Source organism: Fulvivirga sp. (assembly GCF_040220315.1).
Classification (GTDB): Bacteria; Bacteroidota; Bacteroidia; order Cytophagales; family Cyclobacteriaceae; genus Fulvivirga.
Map to the genome: position 1 here is coordinate 1 of NZ_JAVJUY010000293.1, position 14,070 is coordinate 14,070.

The following is a 14,070-nucleotide window of genomic DNA, read 5'->3' on the forward strand; positions in this document are numbered from 1 at the left end:
CCGTACTATGCCCTATCCTTGCCGATATTGTCTACTTTTTGGCGGTCCGCTGTTTGAAGAAAATGAGCCCTGAAGATGAAAATAGAAGGATTTTTATTAGAATTACAGAACATTCCTCTCCAAAAGATCATTCATGGGAGCGTGTGTTAGCAGCTTTTGTGCTTATCCGTTTATCAATTAGCGCTAAATATTTCATGCCCGATTGATCGAAAATTTGTTCTGCTTTCTCAATCTTCAATGCAGAGTAGACTGCACTAGCAAATCCTGGTAAGCCTCCCAAAACTGCACCAGGAGTTTGTGCAGTAGATAAACCATAGAGTGCTCCGCTAATTCCGCAAACAGTTCCGAAAAATACTTGTCCCATTTTGCTCTCGGACATTTTTGCCGATAGTTCTTCCTTTCGGAGTTTCAGTTCCGTCATCGTCTCATTAAACAGATCAGAACCTTCTACAATATTTGGATCAAGAGCAATTAGTTCTATTTTATTTTTGAAAGCTGTAAGTAGGTTTGGGTGTTTATCTTTAAATGACCGAAGCTTATTAAGATCGATGTATTCAGGGTAAGGAATGAGTTCATCCAGAATTAGCTCCCTTTTTATTTGTTGCTTCTTTTTAGTTTTGAATTCTCGCTTGTTTCGTGAGGAGATGGAAAATCTTTTTGTGTATTTATCAGTTGTTGGAAGATAACCAAGCTTACCCCCCACAACTAAAGCTAAAAATGACATCAGTTCATTTGCTGTCTTTGATTCAACTGAATACCAGTCTCCATCGATTTGAGATGCAAGACCTGCTTGTTCCAGTTGATAAAAGATTTCTCCATCAAACTTATCTACGTGTATATCCGATTTTTTCGGCTCAAACTTTAGTCGATTAATCGACCCAGATTTTCTAGGATTAAATCTTGTCCTACGTAATTCTAATTGGAACTCTTTGCCGTTTACATATTCTAGAAAGGGTCGTGAGATTTCCCATGGTTTCTCTAAGGTTTCGATTGGATTTATGGGAATTACCAATTCACTCATCACTAGTTCCCTCATGAATGGCTCATACTGTTCCGGCTCATAGAAGTAACTTTGAGGCACAATGGTTCCCACTTGATTATAATAGAGAAGAGCTCTAGCCGTCCATTGGGTCGGTGGTATATTGATATATGGATAATAGAGCAAATTGTCCATTGATATTCAGTTTGATTCTGCCATCGCTGCTAATAACATTCGGTAATGTGACGTTTTGTCACATTACCGCCTAAATCACCTGTTAAATCTAAAGCATTTCCATCAAACAGGTGTGCATCAAAAGGAAATAACATAGGTTCTGTGGGGAATGAAGCATGCCGGATGGCAGGAGAAAGGTTAGAGTGCTAGTTGTGGATAGAAAGGCGTAGTTGCAAACTACGGCTAGAGGGGGACTTTTATAATTCAGATTCTCTTTTAACACTTACCATTTCATCGAAACCATGTTTTATTAGAAGTTTCTTCAAAGTTGTGATGAACCTTCTTAATTCCCTTTCCAGAATTGAATTGTAATCAGGACTTAACTTATTGAAGTCATTCGGAAGAAGATTAGAAATAGCATGGTTAATCCCAGAAATAATTGTTGGGAAGTCGATAAACTCTAAAGTGTCATCTTTCATGTGAGTATCGATACTAATATTTCTAGGTCTCCCTGCGTACTTAAAGGTTACATTCTCAGTTTGAATAGTCGATTTCAATTTCTCGAACTGAAGATTTACATCTTCATTTATTCGATCAGGGACAATAACATTGATCTGACATTTCTTATAGTGATTGTCACCGACTTTAAAGCCGCCATTCTCAATTAAGAATCGGCAAATTGGAACAATCAAGTTTTCCAAATATACAGATGCCAACGTAGATGAAGGAAAGAAATTCAAGTCATCATCTGAACTTGACAGAAATAAATCTTTGATCTGAGTAACGGCTCTTTCAAAACTTGAACTATCTTCAGTATCAAATTGAGCAACAGATAGGCCGCCAAAATCAGAAAGTAATTTAATTTCTTTATCAATCAAAAACGCACATTTTGAAGTGCCTAAACGACCTGTAAACAATCCCAGTTCAAATAAAACATTGTCTCTTGGCTGTAAAACTTCCGCTCCTCTAAATGTCACTTTATCATCTCCCGTTCCAATCAATATTCCAAAGTCATACTGCAATGTAGCTTTAAGCAGATCCGACAAAAAGTTCTGATTGATCTTAAATATTGATTTATCCCAGACATTTTCATTCCATATTGAGACATCAAAATCTTTATCAAGAATAGCTTTGGCTGTTTCAGCAAGGTTTAGTTCTTCAGACGATGATCCTATAAACAATCGTTTCTTTATCATTTTTAAATCCGTATTGTTGATTTAAGATCAGTAAATATGCTCTCGACTTCAGACAACAACTTTTTAAGGTTATCTAATTTCAAAGAATTATATCTAAAAATATATTCTCGTTCATCAACAGATAACAAGTTATTGGCTTTGTCATTATTTGTACATATTGCCTTCAACTGATAATATATTACTGGAACCAATTCATAGAAACTCAAATTTTGGTATTCCGACACTTTAATATCATAACAAATTGCATTGATGTCGAAACTGCTGAGATCAATATCATGGTTGGAATTCTCCTTTGAGTTCTTCAAAAATCTTATCATTTTTTTGAGTCGCCCATTCGTTTCAGAACTTCGTTCATTGATTCTTTTGATGCTAAAAAATGGATAGTCCGCATTTCCTTTTGAATGAGTCTCTTTATTGTAGACTTGAATACCTCGATAATCACCTTTATCGTTGATTATGGACCTAACATCGTCATACCAGTTAGCTATTACAATATCCACATCTCGTCTAAGACTCTTGTTTGTTATTTTTATCGATTTTGGCTTGGTGGTATCGCAGATATCATAGCTGTCAAGCAAAACAATTTCACTATCTCTACGCAAGTTCCTTAAATCATCCAAAGCACTTCCAGAGTATGACGAAGTATTTACTTCATATTCAAGCTTCTGAATAGAGCTTGGATAGTATTTGGAGCGCCTTTCAGGTTTAGCTAATATGTCTTTGGCGTTATTAGCATCGTAAGTATAAAATTTGTCAGAGATCGTAAGGAGGTCAATATCACTGTATCCTTTTATATGTGTATCTGTCATGACTGAACCTTGATATTTAAAAGCTACATTATCAAGAGTTCGTTCCAGGTGACCTTTTACTCTTTCACCAGCTTCCTTGCTTTTTCGAGTATATTCAGGTTCTACACCTTTCATAGCAATTCGTATGTATGTTAAAACCTCGCTGTAGGAAATTGTTCCTAATTCATCAGAGAAGGATTTTTCGAAAGCAAAATTTTCAGGGTTGATTCTGCCTCTTACGCTTTCAGTAAGTTGTCTGTAATTCTTTGCCATTTACATTTATAATAATTGGAATCCGTTTCGAGTAATTGCCCATAAGATACGGTTATATGACTTTCTTATATAGCTACCTTATACCAACTATAAATCTAAACTTTTTCCATCAAACAGGTGTGCATGAGAAGGGAATATCAGGTTTGCTGGGGGAGGTGAAGAGTAACCCAGTAATGGATGGAGCAAATAATTATTATACGGGATTTGGAAATCCCTCTTTATCTACGGTCCGACATGCTCTGCGGAACATGTCGGACAGCGAGACCGTGGAACCTATTATTGCACAATTGAAAAACACTTGCACGATAAGGGGTGTCATTATTTCTTTTCCCTAAAAATGCGGTATGTGTTGTCATAATAATCAGCCTTTTGAATCGTGAATTCATATTCAGTAGTTGGGGTGTCAATCTCAATTATCTTAAACTTGACAGTGCCACCTTTCAGCAGAATATTGTGGACAGTTCTTGATGATGTTTTATCGAAGCTGAGTCTATCTGAATAGTTAGTTGCTGTTAAATTATAACGCTTACCATCACTATCCTGAACAAGCACCTTGTAACTTTCAGATGAGTATGCTTTAACCGGATTGTTCCCAGCATACTCAAAAAGCTTGATCGAAATGTCCGATGAGTTGGAAATTAAAAAGCGAACATCTAAGTCGGAATTTTGGGTTGCAGTATTACTGAATGTCCCTCTTAAAGTTGACGTATTTGTGATATAACCTTCTTTAGTTGGTTCTCCGAAATCATCCACATAATAGCTTATTCTCCACATTCCTTGATTGTTGATGTTTGCTAGACGAATTCGCTCCTTTTCTTCGGCTTCTTTTCTTTTTTGTTCCGCTAATTCTTCTTTTTCAATTTTACTTAGAAGAAGTTTGAAATCATCATTTTTGGATGATTCCGGGTGCTTATCACTAAGAGCTTTGATATATTCCTTTGCCAGAGTATAATTTTTTTCAGAGTAGGCTTTTTCAACTTTTGCAATCAATTTTTCAGCTCCGTTCTCACATTCTTCTATTTGATTCTTTAGCTGTTGGTTTTCTTTGGCAAGTTTGTCATAATCAGCTTGAGGGACTCCACAGCTTGAAATGATTATTAAAGTTAATAAACTAAAAAAGGAGGTTGTTCTTAATTCAATGTTCATATCAAGTGATTTTGTTAACTGCGATACTTTCAGTTGCGCGATACTCCATAACATTTAGTTATAGCGAATGCACTATAACTACTAATATCATCTTCCAATTAATCATTTCAATAACAACACTTTACCCAATTTTAAACGACAATAAACATTTATAAGCGATTAAAAACGGATACGTTGTGCGTATTCATCACCAAATTAAACATTTCCGCGGATACTGCATCCTGTTGACTGTAATCAGTCATGGAGGATCATTTGTGAAAAGGGTACAAAAGCTGTTTAGAGTCTGCTTGCACTCCCTGTTCAAAAAGAAATCGAACCGGGCCTTGAAGATGTATGAGGATGAGGTGATGAAGGGGTTTAGGAGGAGGTGGGTGTATGGGGGTGGGTAATGGAAGAATAAAGAGGGGGAGTTGAGATCTGGGCCTGGGAGGGGGCGTCTACTTGGTACGGATAAACTTAGTAATGGAGTTATACGAAGGGTCTGCAGCTGAAAAACCTTGAGGTTTGCTTATAGAGTTAAATCTATCAGGCATGATATTAGATTTCAGGGAATTTTCTGCGTTCCTAGTATTCCTTCTAGTCGTAATTGTAGTATTATTAACCTGATTCATACTTCAAATATATTGATTTTATTCAGTTTTCCAACCTTGGAATAACGTTGACATTTGCGTGTTTATTACTCCATTGTTGTTTTTTACCCCCATTATTTCATACTCCAAAATGTTCACATTGGTTGCATTTTCACTCTCGATGTAAACTAATTTAGAAGTTTGCTTTGGTGTTGTAACAGGTGTTCCAACTGTTAAGTTTGGTGATAGCTGAATAAATTCAAAGACTGGATTAAATGGGTCATTCAACTTCATTTCTTTTTCATATTCAAGATATAGGTTCCAAATTAATCCCTCAATCTCTTCATTTGCTTTTTTTACAGTTCTAATGCCAACCTCCTTGTCAGCCTCTGTTCTATTGATAGGGTGTCCGTGAAAAAATAATTTTGATGTTAGATTATCGATGATTTCATCGATTTGATGCTGTTCTTTGGCCTTATCCATATGAAGGGCTAATAATTTTCTAGCCATCATTCTGGATTGCGAAAGTGATCTTTTGACATTGCCCAAGGCCAAAGGATGTACTTTGTCTGTTAGCTTTGTGAAAGCTTGAACCAACTCATCTTCATGAGTTATTCCCGCATCTTCTTTAATCAAATTAATATAGGCTGTTACATCTTCAACGCTAATTCCTAGTTTTTGCTTAGTGGTAGGATTTTCGGGATTGAAATCATTGGAAACTGTTGGATCCGTTGGCCCAAGCATACCCATTGGATGCATAATTATTTCATCAGCACCAAGGGCAGTAAGAGTTGCTGCACTAAATGCTCTAAAGGGAATAAGCACTGAGAATCTCTTAGAATACTCTCGGATTAATGTTACTAATCTCCATGGTACAGTGCCATCCCCACCGTTACTATACAAAAAAAGATCAATATTGAATTTTTCTTCTTTTTTGAAATCTTGAATGTGTTGAAAAATGTGCCTTATTGAGTCCATGGCCATTTGAACTTCACCACCGGCTCTTGTGGTTGTAACATATGAAATCAGGCATGATTCTCTATTATTTTGGATTTCCTTAATAATTCCTATTCTTTCATTTTTGGACATAGTTCTTTTGATTTAGTGAGTAATGCCAGCTAACATTTGTTAGTGCATCATAACTACTTGTATCACTTATAAATCTAAACTATTTCCATCAAACAGGTGTGCATGAGAAGGAAATATCAGGGGTGCTGTGGGGAAGGGACTATTTATGTGTGTGGGATTTGAGAGTTTCTATGTTAGTCGGATAGGGTCCGGTGGAATTATCTTCCTCCCGTAACATCAATCAATATCCCGGTAGAATAGGATGATTCTTCACCAAGCAGCCACATTATGGCATTTGCTACTTCGTCTGGTTGACCGCCACGCCGGAGCGGGAGACTTTCCTTTATTCTGTCCACTCTGTTCGGTTCACCTCCGTCTGCATGAATGTCGGTATAGATAAAACCCGGTCTAACACCATTGACCCGGATCCCTTCTCCTGCCACTTCTTTTGAAAGACCGATAGTAAAAGTATCAACGGCCCCTTTTGAAGCTGCATAATCGACATATTCGTTGGGAGAGCCTGTGCGTGCCGCTATAGAGGAAACGTTTACGATCGCTCCACCTGCTCCGCCATAGCTGGTAGACATGCGCTTAATGGCTTCTTTGCTGCATAGGAAGCAGCTCATAAGATTGGAGTTGATTATCCTTTGAAATCTGTCTAATTCCAGATCGACAACCCTCGACTGTGCCTCCAGGATGCCTGCATTATTTACTAACCCGTATAGGTTTCCGAAATCTTTATCTATCCGCTGAAACAGATCAATCACTTCATTTTCGTTGGAAACATCAGCCTGATAGGCAGCTGCTTTTCCTCCATTATGATTGATTTCGTCTACTACCTTATGGGCAGCTACTTCATTCTTCAGGTAGTTTACACATACTTGATATTTTTGTCTGCCCGCCAAAATGGCTGTTGCCGCTCCTATCCCCCTGCTGCCTCCGGTAATTAGTATTGTTTTGCTCATTGGCTACTCATGATTCTTTTCATTGATGAAAATGACTGCAATGGATAAATCTAAGATATTTCTGTTATTCGGGTGAGTAAGAGGGGGGATATCCGAGAGGTAGATGTGGGGCGCAAATTTTAACTACTACTGGATAAATGTTCTTACCTCTTAATTAATTCAGTGAATTTTGAATCTCTGATATAGCTTTTTCAGAAATTACTCCACCTTTAGCCATGAACATCATTATTGGGTAATTATCTGCATCATATAAGACATATGGATCTTCCGAATAGGTGGTTAGTTTTCCTTCAAATGTATTATCAAATGATTGCAGGGTTGTTGCTTCTGTAGAATCTTGTGGGTGTTTTCTCAAATACTGAAATATTTTCCTCTTAAGGGTATATGTCGTATCTACTATATTCACTTTTAATTCAAACCAATTTCTTTCCTCGGATAGATCTGAATAACCTTGATATATTTTCTGGAATGGATCAAAGTATAATATTACTTTTTGCTCACTTTCTGAGGCAAATCCTGATAGCTGATAAGAGTTTGGTTCATAAACTTCCCACTGAGGAAGGAAAACTCTAACCGTCCAAAGTCCTGAGAATTCATTATCCTGTGCATTTACTTGCGTACTGAAAACAGCTACTGATGTGCCTATGATACTTGAAATGCCTATTCCCCAGATGCCTTTAGTTATCCAACCGTGTTTTATATCAATTACTCCAATTGAATCAAAAATAAATATGATGACCACCAGCAAAAAAATTAAAAAGCATGCAACAGCAATACTTTCATTGAGATCAGGCCGCTCAAACCTCGAGAAGAAACTCTGAAAGATGTCAGGTGGAAATACGATAGTGATAGCTAAAACTATTAGTAGACCACTAAGTATGAATAACACTAAATACACTCCAAGCTTCACAATTAAATTCATAAAGTCTGTCCCTTTGTTATTTTCCATAAATTGTATTCTTACTACTGTTATCTGAAATATAGTACGTGTAGGTTTTAAGCTTTAGAAATCATATCCCAATTGCACTTGCTATTTCTAAGAATCTAGAGATTTTTTGATTCGTGGCTGTCCCATTATTAATTGCTGAAATGAGGTCTTCGAGTTCTTCTTTTGTGGTAGTTTCAGCTACTTCTATTGGTGCATCATCAAAAAGTTGATCGATCTTAGTTTTTAGATTACTTAAGTCATCAGCCAATTGCAAAGAATCAACTTTTGTTTTCGCTTTTATCTTCTTTTGTGCGTCAGTTAATGGCATGATTATTTGTTTAAAGTTTTAATTATATCTTCAATTGTTGCAGGGTCTGGAATATTCTCAAAGGAGACTGGAATTGGAGCTATAGCCCCAAGCTTATTTCGTATTGATTTGGCAAGTTTGTCTTGAGATTCTTTTAGTCTAACAAGTGATTGAAGATATTCATTTATTGAGGAGTTGATAAGCTCTATGTTTTCGAAATTCGCCTCTGCTTTTCTGATCTCTTCCCTCCTGTTTTTAATATCATTCCTTACAGAATCTCTTTCAGCATCAAAAAACTCTTCTATTTGATTGAGTAACTTGACATTTAAAACGTCAATTTCCGGATCACCAGTTGGAGCAACCAGTGCCTCAACAGTTTTTCCATTCTCATCTACTTCTGTTCCGGGAGCTCTTCTGATTTGCTCCCTATACTGCTCTTCATAAATATCTAATATGGCCAATCTATATTTTTCTATCGCGTCTAATTGATTGTTCATATTTACAAAATACAATTCCTTAACTCTTTGGATTTCATCTTTCTGAGCTTGCATGGCATCGACTACTTGTTTGGGAACCGAGGCGCAGCTCATAATGAAAGTGGTCAGAATAATTATTGTTACCTTTTTCATATTTTGTTCAGATTATTTTTTTCGCAGGTCTAATCGAAAGCAACAAGTTTTATTAAACCCTGATATGCTCTCAATTATTATTGTTTGGGGTATTCCGATTTGCATTTTGTCTACTGATACCAATCCCTTGAGATAAAACATAACCTGCAATTCCACCCAGAAGCGTCCCAAGAGTATTTTCGGTTACCAAGCCCGATAAACCAAGAGCCATTATTGCGCTTAGCAGAATCATTATAGTGACAAACTGTATGACTTGACCTGAAACCACCCATTCTAACATCACCTTTTCAGGAAAAAGTCTGACTAATCCAATTGCCAGAACACTCAAAAGTCCAATGATTAAAATCATTATATACAAATTAGAACCTAGGTTTTGCTTAGTATTCAGTTTCTTTTGTTTTTCTATTAATTTATCACGGTAACCTGTTAATTCTTTCTCTATATTTTGGTAAACAGATTCCTTGTCGTTTATGTCATCTAATTCCTCTTGAATAGTCTTTTGAATTTTTACAATGGTTGCTATTACTGCATTTTTTACCGTAGTCTCCAATTTTGACTTAAAGGTTTCACAATCTTTAGTTGTGAAACCATTTTGATCCTCTGCTCCATTAATTATTGGGCGTACCTCTGCCATAAGGTTAACATATTCTGAGCTTTCATCTGTATCATATCTGAAACTGAAGTTATCCACAGTAGTCATAATTGAATAAAACTTAGAATAAGCTTCATTTCTTGATTCTAAACTACAATCTAATATTCCAATTTTTTCAAATAGATTTTTTGCCCTATCCTCCAATTCTCTTGTATTTTGAAGTTTTTCTTCAATATCTTCAATGTCAGTTCTACTATAATTACTGAACTTTGATAGCTCTGAACTTACCCATTTTAATTCTTCATAAACCTGAATATCATTATCTGGGATAATTTGATGCTTAAGTCTTACATCCTCTAAATAACTTGTTAGTTGTTCCTTAGAGTAACCGCGAGAAAGTGATTGTGAAAACCCAGCATTCAATAAAATGATTGAAATAATTACCGCGAGTAAATTTTTCATAGTTAAATAGTATTTTTAACTTCATTACCTTTAATTCAATGTCGCCCATCCAAAGAACCCTGCCAGGGCTCCGAAGATGAAAAAGTATACCCGGGACCGTTTCAGGTCCTGGTTTTTGTCTTGCAGGATCACCACTTCTTTTTTGGATTCCTGTAGCTCTTTGTCTGTCTTCAGCAGGTGATCATACCAGTAGTTGGCTTCCAGCTTTCCCAGCCTGTTCAGGCTGTCGTACAGGTATTGCTGCTCTCCGAGGGTTTCCACCAGCTCCTCATAGGTCTTCAGCTTCATGGAATCATACTTGTGCATGGTTTCATAGTCCATGTACCGCTTAATGGTTGGGTAGTCCATGTAGTAGATCGAGCCACCGGTAGTATTCTCATAGGATTTACTGGGCTCTATGATCCCGTATACCCGGTCCTGCGCCTGGCTGGCAGAGGCAACGAAAAGGAACAGCAATAATGTGCATGTCGTCTTCATAATCAGTTACCTCCAAGGCGTCTTAAGATTTCTTCATCAGTGAGGGGCTTATGAAGTTCCCGGGCTTTCTCCTGCTCCAGCTGGTCAATCCTTTGAAGCAGGGTATCTGCCTTCACTTCGAGGGTCCGTATTTTATCTTCCATGGCTACGCGGGTAGTGTCAAACGCCCCTTTCTCGGTTTTCCAGGTTTCCCGCTTCGCTTCATGGTGTTCATCGATCTCTTCCAGCTGCGCTTCGAGGTTGGAGGAGTTGCCAAAGAGTTTCGCTTTCAGCGCAGCCAGCCCGCCAAAAAGGGCCGCTACTGCAGAACCCAATTGCACTTTATCTACAAAGACCACAAGGGCTACTGCGGCGATCACGGCTACGAATATGAGGATGGTGCGTGTCTTCATGGTCAATCGGGTTCGCTTCCTACGATGATGGTGCCATCCTGGTTTCTGGAGGTCTTTGTCGGATCGTCATCGCTCTTCGCGCGGATTGTAGCGATTTCAATATTGGAGTCAATCTGTTTCTGCAGCTTCTGCTGCTCAGCGATGTCCTTGTTCTCGGAGATCTTAAACACTTCCTTCATGCCGAAGATCAATGCCCAGATGGTGGTATTGAATGTCAGCCAGTCTCCCCTGTCAATTTTACAGTGAATGAGCAGGTAGGTGGAAACCACGGTAGCAGCTACCAACCCCCAGACTTTCACACTGATGAGTGTAAAAAGGAACTTTGAAAACCACCTTTCAAAAAAACTGTCGCCGATATAGACTTTTTCGTTCTTTTCCATAATCAGGTTGTTTTAGCGATTAATGTCTTCCAGGTGTTTGGACCTACCACACCATCTACATGAAGCCCGCTGTCAGCCTGGAATTTCCTGATGGCCGAGGAGGTCCTGATCCCATGGATGCCGTCTACCTTCCCTACTCCATAGCCCAGCTGGTTCAGTCGCTTCTGGACCTCTTTGGTCTCCATGGGGATGTTATTCGCAGCGATGGTCCCGATGATTTCATTTCGGGTTTCTTCTATCCATTCCTGGATGATAAACCCGGGGCACTCCGGTTTGCCAAAGTGGTAGTGACCATATACATCCTGTTTGGTCAGGCTAAAACCGGAGATCAGGTGGTCGACCAGCTCTTTCAATGATGCAATTTGTTCTTTTGTGGGCTCGGAAGAGCCTAATGAGTATCCGGGACCATTGAAATTGCCCACCAGCATGATCCCGATGGCATTGGAGTTTTCTCCTTTACAATGCCAGGTGATGGATGATAGGTCATTGGCCTGCACGACCTCACCATCCTTCCTGATGCAGTAGTGATAGCAGATGTGCGGGCATCCTTTACGCGAGATGTGGTTGGGGGCTGTGATATGATAATTGTTGACTTGCTCAACGGTACCTTCACCGAGTTCCTGGTGTACGATGATCTTGTCAATTCTATTCAGGGATCTTTTGCTCCACCTTCTGTTTGGGTGCCAGGGGAGCTGATCAATCAGGTTGGTGATTGGGATCATAGGCGGCTGGTTCTTAGGTTTTTAAGCTGGTAATAATGGCTATTAACCATTATAAGGTAAGTATGAATCTATATTTTTATTACAGATATATGAAACAGTTCTTAGTTAAAAATCAAAAATTATACGAATAATGATATTATTTCATGTACCTGTTCAATTTTGGTTGAATACAGTGGTTCGAAACAAGGGTAATCGGTTATCACTTTATCGCACAAGTGGAAAACACTTGCGCGAGTTTGGATTGTATCGGCCTGTCAGGGGACAGGCCATGGAGAGTAGTACGGATCTTCCGGCTGGGGCAATAGTCGCACGGAAGAAACTTCCGCGCTAGGAAGGTTTAATTTAATCTTTCCGTTAAATGTATAGTAATTTCATTACCTGCTTCTTTACCTATAGCTTTCCGGATTTCTGCTTTAACAGGTAACTTATGATTGCCGTCTCCGAGAGCCATAAAAGTGGTTTGAAACGGACAGTTATCCATTGTTCCTTTGACTTTCACTAATCCTTTAGTGCCAAAAAAAGAAGCCGATTCAGGCCATATAACATAGGTATGACCACCTTTAGCTGGGCTTTTTTGTAATTTTGCTTTGAATTTTTTGTTAAGTTGCATATTCAAATCATTTTTAGTTATTTGATATCTTTTGCTGCCTCCAGCCAAGAATTACTGATATTACAAGAAGTTTAACCAACCAATCACCTGCATGGATTAGTGCCAGTGCGATTGGATAGTGTTCATGGACAATAGATCCTACTAAGATAAAAAAGGGGAAAATCCATAAAAAGGCTCCTAACTTTACTGCATTTAGCCAATTATCGATGTTAAATTTTATAACGAGATAGTAAAGTGAGAGTGCTATTACAAAGCTTCGTCCGAATTCAACCAGCATAATCCAAAGAAAGTAATCATTCTGGTCATTGGCATATACATCGCTTATGGTTGCCAATATGCTGCCAAAGGCCATATACCATATTGCACTTATAAAAAAGGCTGCCAAGGTAGCTCCAAGTGCAGTCAATAAACTTATGCGATATTTTCTATGGTTCTTCTCACTCATAATTACAAATCTAAGAAGTTAACACTGCAACCCTGTAGGCTCATAGCGACAATATAGAGGGGCAATTGAGCCATTTATTGCCCTCAGAATGACCGTCAACGCCCGTGTATGGCGCTGTGTGCGCCCTACACTAGCTCGGAAGTTACTTCCGGGCATTGTATCACACTAATGACACTTTCTACTTCAAAGGCCCAAAAGACCCTCAGGAGAGTGGATCATTGTCTATTTAGGGAATCCCCCTTCACCTAATACCATCTTTCTGGCTAAAGGCTTTTCACAAAGGGGGAAATGGGGGATTACAGCTTTAGATCGGCGCCTACCTAGCGGCTGCCTTTCGGCAGATGAGTTTGTCAGTCAGTTCGTTGGCCTGTTGGGGGACAGGCCATGGAGTGGTTCGAAACAAGGGTAATCGGATATCTTCCACTTTATCACACAAGTGGAAAACACTTGCGCGATAATCGTGACATTGCCGGCCTTTGACAGTCTGCCCTCACGTATACTAAGATTCTTCACTTTGTTCAGAATGACGGTGAATATGTCATTCTAAGATTCATTTCAGCGGACCCAAAACAGGACCTGCTAAGTATAATCCATCCTCACCTTTGGTCTCGTCTTCAAAATATTCTCTAAATTTTCGAAAGTTTATTTCATTCGCTCATTCAAACTACACCCCATTGAAGAAACACAAGCAATACATCATCGCCTTCGACCAGGGAACAACCAGCTCCCGGGCCCTGCTGGTAGATACCGAGGGCCAACTTTGTGTCATAGCGCAGCAGGAATTCAAACAGATTTTCCCAAAACCAGGCTGGGTGGAGCACGACCCGGAAGAGATCTGGACGTCTCAGTGGGCGGTCTTTAAGAAGCTCATTGATAAAAATAAGCTTCAGGCCGACCAGATCGTGGGCATCGGGATCACCAACCAAAGAGAAACCACCGTGATCTGGGACCGGGCTACGGGCAAGCCC

Annotated in this window: 18 protein-coding genes; 2 read left to right on the forward strand and 16 right to left on the reverse strand. The window is 38.9% G+C overall.

Annotated features, from left to right (window positions below):
- Positions 1-127: 127 nt before the first annotated feature.
- The 14 genes from RLO81_RS14700 to RLO81_RS14765 form a co-directional block, all read right to left on the reverse strand.
- Positions 128-1,174, reverse strand: coding sequence for a kinase (locus RLO81_RS14700; protein ID WP_350113167.1), 1,047 nt, complete (start codon positions 1,172-1,174; stop codon positions 128-130).
- 236 nt (positions 1,175-1,410) lie between these two features.
- Positions 1,411-2,349 carry a CBASS system CD-NTase-associated NAD(+) hydrolase Cap12 gene (gene cap12, locus RLO81_RS14705; protein ID WP_350113170.1) on the reverse strand — a complete coding sequence of 313 codons (939 nt, stop codon included), beginning with the start codon at positions 2,347-2,349 and terminating at the stop codon, positions 1,411-1,413.
- Positions 2,350-2,351: 2 nt separating this feature from the next.
- Complete coding sequence (locus RLO81_RS14710; RefSeq protein WP_350113173.1) at positions 2,352-3,410, reverse strand: nucleotidyltransferase-like protein; 1,059 nt, start codon at positions 3,408-3,410, stop codon at positions 2,352-2,354.
- Positions 3,411-3,728: 318 nt separating this feature from the next.
- Positions 3,729-4,556, reverse strand: coding sequence for a hypothetical protein (locus RLO81_RS14715; protein ID WP_350113176.1), 828 nt, complete (start codon positions 4,554-4,556; stop codon positions 3,729-3,731).
- Positions 4,557-5,185: 629 nt separating this feature from the next.
- Positions 5,186-6,214, reverse strand: a complete 1,029-nt coding sequence (locus RLO81_RS14720; protein ID WP_350113179.1) for an SDH family Clp fold serine proteinase — start codon at positions 6,212-6,214, stop codon at positions 5,186-5,188.
- Between the two features lie 197 nt (positions 6,215-6,411).
- Entirely contained in the window at positions 6,412-7,158 is a 747-nt protein-coding gene (locus RLO81_RS14725) for an SDR family oxidoreductase (RefSeq protein ID WP_350113182.1), read from the reverse strand.
- A 154-nt stretch (positions 7,159-7,312) separates the two neighbouring features.
- Complete coding sequence (locus RLO81_RS14730) at positions 7,313-8,107, reverse strand: hypothetical protein (protein ID WP_350113185.1); 795 nt, start codon at positions 8,105-8,107, stop codon at positions 7,313-7,315.
- Between the two features lie 61 nt (positions 8,108-8,168).
- The gene (locus tag RLO81_RS14735; protein WP_350113188.1) at positions 8,169-8,414 is read right to left on the reverse strand and encodes a hypothetical protein; all 246 of its coding nucleotides are present in this window, start codon (positions 8,412-8,414) and stop codon (positions 8,169-8,171) included.
- Between the two features lie 2 nt (positions 8,415-8,416).
- Positions 8,417-9,022: a hypothetical protein gene (locus tag RLO81_RS14740; RefSeq protein WP_350113191.1), complete on the reverse strand. Its 606-nt coding sequence runs from the start codon at positions 9,020-9,022 to the stop codon at positions 8,417-8,419.
- A gap of 70 nt (positions 9,023-9,092) precedes the next feature.
- Positions 9,093-10,076: a hypothetical protein gene (locus RLO81_RS14745; RefSeq protein ID WP_350113194.1), complete on the reverse strand. Its 984-nt coding sequence runs from the start codon at positions 10,074-10,076 to the stop codon at positions 9,093-9,095.
- Positions 10,077-10,106: 30 nt separating this feature from the next.
- Complete coding sequence (locus tag RLO81_RS14750; protein ID WP_350113197.1) at positions 10,107-10,553, reverse strand: SH3 domain-containing protein; 447 nt, start codon at positions 10,551-10,553, stop codon at positions 10,107-10,109.
- Between the two features lie 2 nt (positions 10,554-10,555).
- Positions 10,556-10,945 carry a hypothetical protein gene (locus RLO81_RS14755; protein WP_350113199.1) on the reverse strand — a complete coding sequence of 130 codons (390 nt, stop codon included), beginning with the start codon at positions 10,943-10,945 and terminating at the stop codon, positions 10,556-10,558.
- 2 nt (positions 10,946-10,947) lie between these two features.
- Complete coding sequence (locus RLO81_RS14760; protein WP_350113202.1) at positions 10,948-11,325, reverse strand: hypothetical protein; 378 nt, start codon at positions 11,323-11,325, stop codon at positions 10,948-10,950.
- Between the two features lie 2 nt (positions 11,326-11,327).
- Positions 11,328-12,047 carry a peptidoglycan recognition protein family protein gene (locus RLO81_RS14765; protein WP_350113205.1) on the reverse strand — a complete coding sequence of 240 codons (720 nt, stop codon included), beginning with the start codon at positions 12,045-12,047 and terminating at the stop codon, positions 11,328-11,330.
- Positions 12,048-12,177: 130 nt separating this feature from the next.
- Between RLO81_RS14765 and RLO81_RS14770 the strand changes: the two genes are divergently transcribed.
- Positions 12,178-12,378, forward strand: a complete 201-nt coding sequence (locus RLO81_RS14770; protein ID WP_350113208.1) for a hypothetical protein — start codon at positions 12,178-12,180, stop codon at positions 12,376-12,378.
- A gap of 6 nt (positions 12,379-12,384) precedes the next feature.
- On the opposite strand, the gene RLO81_RS14775 is transcribed toward RLO81_RS14770, so the two are convergent.
- Both RLO81_RS14775 and RLO81_RS14780 read right to left on the reverse strand, forming a co-directional pair.
- On the reverse strand, positions 12,385-12,657 hold the full coding sequence (locus RLO81_RS14775) for a DUF1905 domain-containing protein (protein ID WP_350113211.1): 273 nt from the start codon (positions 12,655-12,657) through the stop codon (positions 12,385-12,387).
- Positions 12,658-12,670: 13 nt separating this feature from the next.
- Positions 12,671-13,102: a DUF1761 domain-containing protein gene (locus tag RLO81_RS14780; protein ID WP_350113214.1), complete on the reverse strand. Its 432-nt coding sequence runs from the start codon at positions 13,100-13,102 to the stop codon at positions 12,671-12,673.
- A gap of 674 nt (positions 13,103-13,776) precedes the next feature.
- On the opposite strand from RLO81_RS14780, the gene RLO81_RS14785 reads away from it, so the two are divergent.
- Positions 13,777-14,070 (forward strand): FGGY family carbohydrate kinase (locus RLO81_RS14785; protein ID WP_350113217.1); only part of this gene is annotated, 294 nt, incomplete at its 3' end.

What these genes read in the sequence shown, in the direction of transcription:
- RLO81_RS14745 (WP_350113194.1), bottom strand. Translation starts at nt 10,076, where the DNA reads ATGAAAAATTTACTCGCGGTAATTATTTCAATCATTTTATTGAATGCT.
- RLO81_RS14770 (WP_350113208.1), top strand. Translation starts at nt 12,178, where the DNA reads ATGATATTATTTCATGTACCTGTTCAATTTTGGTTGAATACAGTGGTT.
- RLO81_RS14700 (WP_350113167.1), bottom strand. Translation starts at nt 1,174, where the DNA reads ATGGACAATTTGCTCTATTATCCATATATCAATATACCACCGACCCAA.
- RLO81_RS14775 (WP_350113211.1), bottom strand. Translation starts at nt 12,657, where the DNA reads ATGCAACTTAACAAAAAATTCAAAGCAAAATTACAAAAAAGCCCAGCT.
- RLO81_RS14765 (WP_350113205.1), bottom strand. Translation starts at nt 12,047, where the DNA reads ATGATCCCAATCACCAACCTGATTGATCAGCTCCCCTGGCACCCAAAC.
- RLO81_RS14780 (WP_350113214.1), bottom strand. Translation starts at nt 13,102, where the DNA reads ATGAGTGAGAAGAACCATAGAAAATATCGCATAAGTTTATTGACTGCA.
- RLO81_RS14720 (WP_350113179.1), bottom strand. Translation starts at nt 6,214, where the DNA reads ATGTCCAAAAATGAAAGAATAGGAATTATTAAGGAAATCCAAAATAAT.
- RLO81_RS14715 (WP_350113176.1), bottom strand. Translation starts at nt 4,556, where the DNA reads ATGAACATTGAATTAAGAACAACCTCCTTTTTTAGTTTATTAACTTTA.
- RLO81_RS14710 (WP_350113173.1), bottom strand. Translation starts at nt 3,410, where the DNA reads ATGGCAAAGAATTACAGACAACTTACTGAAAGCGTAAGAGGCAGAATC.
- RLO81_RS14740 (WP_350113191.1), bottom strand. Translation starts at nt 9,022, where the DNA reads ATGAAAAAGGTAACAATAATTATTCTGACCACTTTCATTATGAGCTGC.
- RLO81_RS14725 (WP_350113182.1), bottom strand. Translation starts at nt 7,158, where the DNA reads ATGAGCAAAACAATACTAATTACCGGAGGCAGCAGGGGGATAGGAGCG.
- RLO81_RS14755 (WP_350113199.1), bottom strand. Translation starts at nt 10,945, where the DNA reads ATGAAGACACGCACCATCCTCATATTCGTAGCCGTGATCGCCGCAGTA.
- RLO81_RS14760 (WP_350113202.1), bottom strand. Translation starts at nt 11,325, where the DNA reads ATGGAAAAGAACGAAAAAGTCTATATCGGCGACAGTTTTTTTGAAAGG.
- cap12 (WP_350113170.1), bottom strand. Translation starts at nt 2,349, where the DNA reads ATGATAAAGAAACGATTGTTTATAGGATCATCGTCTGAAGAACTAAAC.
- RLO81_RS14735 (WP_350113188.1), bottom strand. Translation starts at nt 8,414, where the DNA reads ATGCCATTAACTGACGCACAAAAGAAGATAAAAGCGAAAACAAAAGTT.
- RLO81_RS14750 (WP_350113197.1), bottom strand. Translation starts at nt 10,553, where the DNA reads ATGAAGACGACATGCACATTATTGCTGTTCCTTTTCGTTGCCTCTGCC.
- RLO81_RS14730 (WP_350113185.1), bottom strand. Translation starts at nt 8,107, where the DNA reads ATGGAAAATAACAAAGGGACAGACTTTATGAATTTAATTGTGAAGCTT.